General features: G+C 64.9%; 5 protein-coding genes. All 5 read left to right on the forward strand.

All coding sequences use genetic code 11. The features are described from left to right. Window positions 1-767: potassium-transporting ATPase subunit C (locus tag VN856_RS13275; RefSeq protein ID WP_325689713.1), on the forward strand; the 767-nt coding region annotated here is incomplete at its 5' end. Between the two features lie 90 nt (window positions 768-857). Next, a complete protein-coding gene (locus VN856_RS13280; protein WP_325689719.1) occupies window positions 858-3,431 on the forward strand; it encodes a sensor histidine kinase KdpD in 2,574 nt (857 codons plus the stop codon). Continuing rightward, window positions 3,428-4,108, forward strand: a complete 681-nt coding sequence (locus tag VN856_RS13285) for a response regulator (RefSeq protein WP_325689715.1) — start codon at window positions 3,428-3,430, stop codon at window positions 4,106-4,108. The genes VN856_RS13280 and VN856_RS13285 overlap by 4 nt, the downstream gene beginning before the upstream one ends. 204 nt (window positions 4,109-4,312) lie before the next feature. Continuing rightward, window positions 4,313-6,106, forward strand: coding sequence for an NAD-binding protein (locus VN856_RS13290; protein WP_325689721.1), 1,794 nt, complete (start codon window positions 4,313-4,315; stop codon window positions 6,104-6,106). Window positions 6,107-6,406: 300 nt separating this feature from the next. Next, window positions 6,407-6,885 (forward strand): cation:proton antiporter (locus tag VN856_RS13295; RefSeq protein WP_325689717.1); only part of this gene is annotated, 479 nt, incomplete at its 3' end.

Here is a 6,885-nt window from a genome sequence, read left to right on the forward strand (position 1 = left end):
TCGGTAGCAAGCTGATCGGCCAGGCGTTCACCGATAAGGACGGCAATCCGTTGCCGCGTTACTTCCAGAGCAGGCCCTCGGCCGCCGGGGCGGGCTACGACCCGATGGCCTCGGGAGCCACCAACCTGGGCCCGGAAAGCATCGTTGACACGCCCGCCGATCCGAGCAAGCTGGCGCCAGGTGCCGACCCGTCAACCGCAGGCTTCAAAGCGAGCCTGTTGACCCAGGTCTGCTCGCGCAGCATCGCGATCGGCAAGCTTGAAAGCGTCGACGGCAGCCGCCCGTTCTGCACCGGCGGCGGCGTCGGCGCCGTGCTGTCGGTGATCGGGCCCCGCGACTCGACCGGCAATGTCAGCCACCCGACCCAGGTGGTCAGCATCAACGAACCGTGCGCTACGCCGGGAAGCGCACCGACCACGGTGTTCCAGCAGTTCTACGAAGGCGTGCGAGTGCAATGCGCCCAATTCGGTCAAGATTATTCGGCGGGTCAGGTCGTGCCCATTCGCGGGGCGGCGCCGGACTCCCCTGGCGTGCCTGCCGACGCGGTCACCGCCAGTGCCAGCGGTCTGGATCCCGACATTTCCCCTGCTTACGCCGACATTCAGGTGGCGCGGGTGGCAAACGCCCGCGGGATCAGTGCCGCGCAGGTCAGAGCCGCAGTGAGTCACAACCAACACGGTCGCATGCTCGGCTTCCTCGGCGAGCCAACCGTCAACGTACTGGCGCTCAATCTGGAGCTGGACCGCGATTTCCCTGGCAAATATTGACCTTGCCAGTGAGATGATGTCCGTGTGACCTCTACCGACGAGCCGGCGGCGCCAGCAGTGGCGAGCTCCGTCGAGCCGCGTCCTACGCACGTGACGTACCAAGACGACCCGCTCCGTCACCTGGGGCAGTCGCAGCGGCGCGGCGACTTACGCATTTACCTTGGTGCAGCGCCGGGTGTCGGCAAGACCTGTGCCATGCTCGGCGAGGCCCACCGTCGGCTGGAGCGTGGCACTGACGTCGTCGCCGCGGTCGTGGAAACGCACGGCCGCAAGAAGGTCGGCGAGCTCGTCAGGGGCATCGAGGTCATTCCGCCGCACTACATCTCCTACCGCGGGGGCACGTTCCCCGAACTCGACGTCGAGGCGGTGCTGCGACGTAAGCCCGAGGTGGCGCTGGTTGACGAATACGCGCACAGCAACATCCCGGGCAGCACGCATGACAAGCGGTGGCAGGACATCGAAACACTGCTCGACGCAGGCATCACCGTGATCTCCACGCTCAACATCCAGCATTTGGAGAGCCTCAACGACGTCGTCGCCCAGATTACCGGCGTCGAACAGCGCGAGACCGTGCCCGATGAGATCGTCCGGAAAGCCGCTCAGATCGAACTAGTCGACATCACTCCGGAAGCCTTGCGGCGCAGACTCGCTCACGGCAACGTGTACCCGTCAGAACGGATCGATGCAGCGCTGACGAATTACTTTCGCGCCGGCAACCTGACCGCGCTGCGCGAGATCGCGCTGCTGTGGCTCGCTGATCAGGTCGACGCCGCGCTGGCGAAATACCGCGCCGACAAGAAGATCACCGACACCTGGGAAGCCCGCGAGCGAGTGGTCGTCGCGGTGACCGGTGGCCCGGAGTCAGAAACGCTGGTACGCCGCGCTTCTCGCATCGCTTCGAAATCCAGCGCCCAACTCATGGTGGTACACGTCGCGCGCGGCGACGGTCTGTCGGGGGTTTCTCCGCGCGAGATGGGCAAGGTGCGCGAGCTCGCCGGCAGCATCGGCGCCACCGTGCACGTGGTGGTCGGCGATGAAGTGTCCTCCGCGCTGCTGGATTTCGCCCGCGAAACCAACGCCACACAGCTTGTGCTCGGCAGCTCGCGGCGCTCGAGGTGGGCGAGCATCTTCAGCGAGGGAATCGGCGCTGCCACGATCAACAACTCGGGCAAGATCGACGTCCACATGGTCAGCCATGAGCAGGCCAACCGCGGCTTGGAGCTCTCGGCGATCTCACCGCGCACTCGCCAAGTGGTGTCCTGGCTGGCCGCCATCACCATGCCGTGGGCAATCTTGGCGCTCACCATCCAAGTCGATCCGGCCCTCGACCTCGGCGCAAAATCCGCCCTCTTCTTCGCCGGTGTGATCGGCGTCGCGTTGTTCGGCGGTGTCGCGCCGGCTGTGCTGTCCGGGTTGCTGTCCGGCGTGCTGTTGGACTACTTCCATACCGAACCGCGCTACTCGTTCACCGTCGCCAACACCAGCAACCTGCTGACCATTGTGCTTCTGCTCGGGGTCGCGATGGCGATCGCGGTGCTGGTCGACGCAGCCGCCAGCCGCGCGCGGGAAGCCAGGCGGGCGGGCCAGGAGGCCGAGCTGCTTTCACTGTTCGCCGCGTCGGTGCTGCGCGGCGCCGATCTCAACACGCTCCTGGAGCGGGTGCGCGAGGCGTACTCGCAGCGCGCGGTGTGCCTGGTGCGCGAGGTGGAAGGTCGGATGATTCCGGTCGCGGGAGTGGGCTCCGAGGCGTGCCTGACCGTGGATGCCGCTGACACCGCGGTGAAAGTCGGCGACGAAGAATTCTGGATGCTGATGTCCGGACGCCGATTGACCGGTCGCGACCGACGGGTGCTGTCGGTCGTCGCGACCCAGGCCGCCGGCCTGGTCAAGCAGGGCGAACTCGCCGAAGAGGCCGGCAAAGTCCAATCGCTGGCCGAGGCCGACGAACTGCGCCGGCTGCTGCTGTCCGCCCTCGGCCACGACCTGCGGACTCCCCTGACTGCGGCCAAAGCCGCGGCGTCCAGCCTGCGCGCCGAGGATGTCTGGTTCTCACCAGAGGACACCAGCGAGCTGCTCGCCACGGTCGAGGAGTCGGTGGATCAGCTGAGCCTGTTGGTGGCCAACCTGCTGGACTCTTCTCGACTGGCCGCCGGCGTGGTGCGTCCCGAGCTGACCGAGGTCTACCTCGAAGAAGTGGTTCAGCGCGCGCTCGTCGGCATCGGCGGGCGCAACACCATCTACGGGCGGGCCAGCATCGATCGGGTCAAGGTGGAGGTCGGCGCGACTGTTGCGATGGGTGACGCCGGCCTGCTCGAGCGAGTGTTGTCCAACGTGATCGACAATGCCCTTCGCTACGCGCCGGGAAGCATGGTGCGGGTCAATGCCGGACAGGTCGGACCGCGGGTATTGATCAACGTCATCGACGAGGGACCGGGAGTGTCCAAAGGGGCCGCGGACGAGATGTTCCAGCCGTTCCAGCGGCTCGGCGACTTCGACACGACCACCGGCCTGGGTCTCGGTCTGTCGGTGGCCAAGGGGTTCGTCGAAGCAATGAGCGGCACTATCACCGCTAGCGATACCCCCGGTGGCGGGCTGACCATCCTGATCGATCTGGCCGCGCCGCTGGAGGAGCGACCCGGCGACGACGAGGAGCGGCGTAGATGACTAGGGTGCTGGTGGTCGATGACGACCCCCAGCTGCTACGCGCGCTGCGGATCAACCTGTCGGTGCGCGGCTACGAGGTGATCACCGCCCCGACCGGGTCGCGAGCGCTGGCCCTGGCCGCCGAGCATCCGCCGCAGGTCGTGATCTTGGACCTCGGCATGCCCGACATCTCCGGTATCGAAGTGCTCGCCGGCCTGCGCGGCTGGCTGTCGGCTCCGGTGATCGTGCTGTCGGCACGGACCGATTCGTCCGACAAGGTCGGCGCACTCGACGCGGGCGCCGACGACTACATGACCAAGCCCTTTGGGATGGACGAACTGCTGGCGCGGTTGCGGGCGGCGGTGCGACGGGCGGCGGTGGCCACCGGCGCGGACAACCCCGTCGTGGAGACCAAGTCGTTCCTCGTCGACCTCTCGGCGAAAAGGGTCATCAAGAACGGCGAGGAAGTGCACCTGACCCCGACGGAATGGGGCATGCTGGAAATGCTGGTGCGCAATCGCGGCAAGCTGGTCGGTCGCGAAGAGTTGCTCAGAGAGGTCTGGGGACCCAAGTACGCCAAGGAAACCCATTATCTGCGCGTCTTTCTCGCACAGTTGCGGCGCAAGCTCGAGGACGACCCGTCGCACCCTGCCCACCTGTTGACCGAGGCGGGTATGGGCTACCGCTTCGAGGCTTGATCCGTTGCGCGAGAACGGGTTCACCATCCAGAGCCGCTAGGCCAGGGCGAGTCGTATTCTGTGCCAGCAAAATTAAGCGTTGGCGGCGGATGCGGTAACACCGTGGTGTAGCCTGTTTGGTAACGGCGTCAGCAAAGCGGGTGCGCACCCGCGCACAGTCACCGGCTCGATTGCAATCAGGTACACCCAGTGGCGGATGAGAGAATGCAGCATCACATCATTGTCAGCGGTGACGATGCGCTGGCCACCACAATCATCGAGGAGCTGGAAACCGCCGGCGCAAAAGTTGTCCGGCTGGGCAATAACGAGTTCACTTCAGTCGCCGACGATTTGGACGCCGCCAAGGTAGCCGATGCGCTCGCGGTGGTCTGCGCCGGTGATGACGACGCCGTCAATCTCGAAATCGCCTTGCTGGCAAGGAAAGCCAATCCGTCCCTACGTGTGGTCGCCAGACTGGCAAATGACGTGTTGCGCCAGGCGATGGCTGACAACAACGGGCCGGGGGCGATCCTCGACGTCGCCGAGCTGACCGCGCCGTCGGTCGTCGAAGCGTGCCTGTCGCATCGGACGCACCCATTCAAGGCGGCGGGTGTTCAGTTCCTCGTCTCGGGTAGTGAAGCTCCCCGCGCGGCGACACTGCGCGAGATTTACGGCGACCTGGCCCCGGTGGCGATCATCCACGGCGACAACTCATCAAGCCCGGGCGAGATCGAGGTCTGCCCGACCCGCAATCAACGCGTGCTCGCCGGCGACCGGGCGGTGATGATCGGCACCGCCGACGAGTCGGCCGTGCGCGGCATCAGGATTCGACGACCAACCGGAACGCGATCGGCGCGACCCCGGTTGCGACGAGTGTTTGACGGCGTACGGACCGTCGTCAACGACTTCAACCCAGCGTTCTACCCGGCCCTAGCGGCTGCTCTCACTCTCGTCGTGATCTCAATGCTGCTGTTGCGCTACAACTATCAGCACCCGCGGATGTCCTGGGTCGATGCGTTGTACTTCACCATCGAGACCATCACGACGACGGGCTACGGCGACTTCAGCTTCGCCCACCAGGAAACCTGGCTACGCATGTTCGCCGCCATGTTGATGTTCGGGGGGGCGACCACCATCGCATTGCTGGTCGCGTTCATTGCCGACGTGCTGCTGTCCCGCCGCTTCGTATTCGCCTCCGCCCGCCCGCGGGTGCGGCACCTGCGCAACCACATCATCGTCGTCGGACTAAGCGCCCTCGGGATGCGGGTGGTCAGCGACCTCGTCAAGGCCGGGCACGACGTCGCGGTCATCGAGATCAACGAAGACAACCGGTTCTTGTCCGCAGCACGTGAACTCGATGTGCCGGTGATCTTCGGCGACGCGACACTGGTTCAGACGCTCGAGGCGGCGCGCGTCGACCGCGCCCGCGCGGTGGCGGTGCTGACCCGCGACGACATGATCAACATCGAAACCGCGGTCGTGCTGGCCGAGATGCTGGGGCCGCGGGTGATGCCCAAGATCAACCGGCGCGCCGAGGTTTCAGTGGTGCTCCGGGTATACGACCGCGCGCTGGGCCTGGCGGTCGCTCAACGATTCCATTTCGAGAACGTCCGCTCCTCCGTCGCGCTGGCCGCACCGTGGTTCATCGGCGCCGCCATGGGTGTGGAGGTGCTGGGCACCTTCTCGATCGGCCAGAGTTCGTTCATGGTCGGTGCGATGCTGGTCGCCGACGGCAGTGAACTCGACGGGGTGCAGATGGGGAAACTGTCGAGCCGAACACGCGTTATCGCGATCTGCCGAGAGGACGCCCCGATCGATCTGCGCCCGCACCACGAAGGGCGACTTCGGGGCGGCGACACCGTGTACCTCGTCGGGCCGTACCGCGACCTGGTGGCCACCCTGCGCAAGGGATTGCCGCCCAAGCACGTAGTCGCGGCCCCGGAGCCCGCCGGCGAGGTCGACCAATCGCCTGAGCCGCAGCAAGACGTCGACGTCACCCGTCAAGCAAGAACCGGCTGACAAAGAATCCCGTAGTCGCCACCACTTTTTTTCCACGGATTCGAGAAATGCGGGTGATCCGCTTCTAAACGGAAGTGGTGTCGATCACAACCGCCGTCAATAAACCGTCATGATTCTTAGCGCACTTCGTTAAGAATCCATCATGGGGCGCCATCGCCCGCATGCAGCCGTTGCGGAGTGCCGCGCCGATCGATATACAAAGAGTGCGCCGCAACCACCTATGCAACCGGTGGTTCGCAGAAGCCAAATCGCTTAGACGCCTGCTGAATAGCGAACTCAATCGGTTGCGAGGGAGTTTCGATGCCACTCGGTAACGTGCTGCAAGCACTAATCGTCCTTGCGGTGGTCTTGGTCGGATCGGTATTCGTCGGGAACCTGTTTCGGCGGATTCGTCAGCCGGCGGTCGTCGGGGTTATTTTCTTCGGACTCCTACTCGGCACCATTCTGGCCATTAGTCCTCATTCGGTAAATTCCGCGTTACTTTCGCCGACGTCGAAATCGCTAATCGAAGCCGTGGGTCAAGCGGGCCTCTTGTTGCTGTTGTTCTTGGTCGGAATCGAGTTGCGCTCCTACAGCAAGACAACAACCGAGCGCTCACCGCTGTGGCGACTCCTGCCTTGCGTGCTGATTCCGGTCGTCGTCTGCGCGGCTGCGGCCTTGCCCTTCGCACACCGACTGGTCGGACCAGACCACAACCCGATGCACGTGTGGATGTTCATAGGTGTGGCGCTCAGCGTCACCGCGGTGCCCGTCCTCGTGCTGATCATGAAGGACCTTGG

It is taken from the genome of Mycobacterium sp., from assembly GCF_035603715.1.
GTDB lineage: Bacteria > Actinomycetota > Actinomycetes > Mycobacteriales > Mycobacteriaceae > Mycobacterium.

Bases quoted from the DNA above. Each gene is read 5' to 3' on its own strand.
- VN856_RS13290 (WP_325689721.1), top strand. From the start codon at position 4,313: ATGCAGCATCACATCATTGTCAGCGGTGACGATGCGCTGGCCACCACA.
- VN856_RS13285 (WP_325689715.1), top strand. From the start codon at position 3,428: ATGACTAGGGTGCTGGTGGTCGATGACGACCCCCAGCTGCTACGCGCG.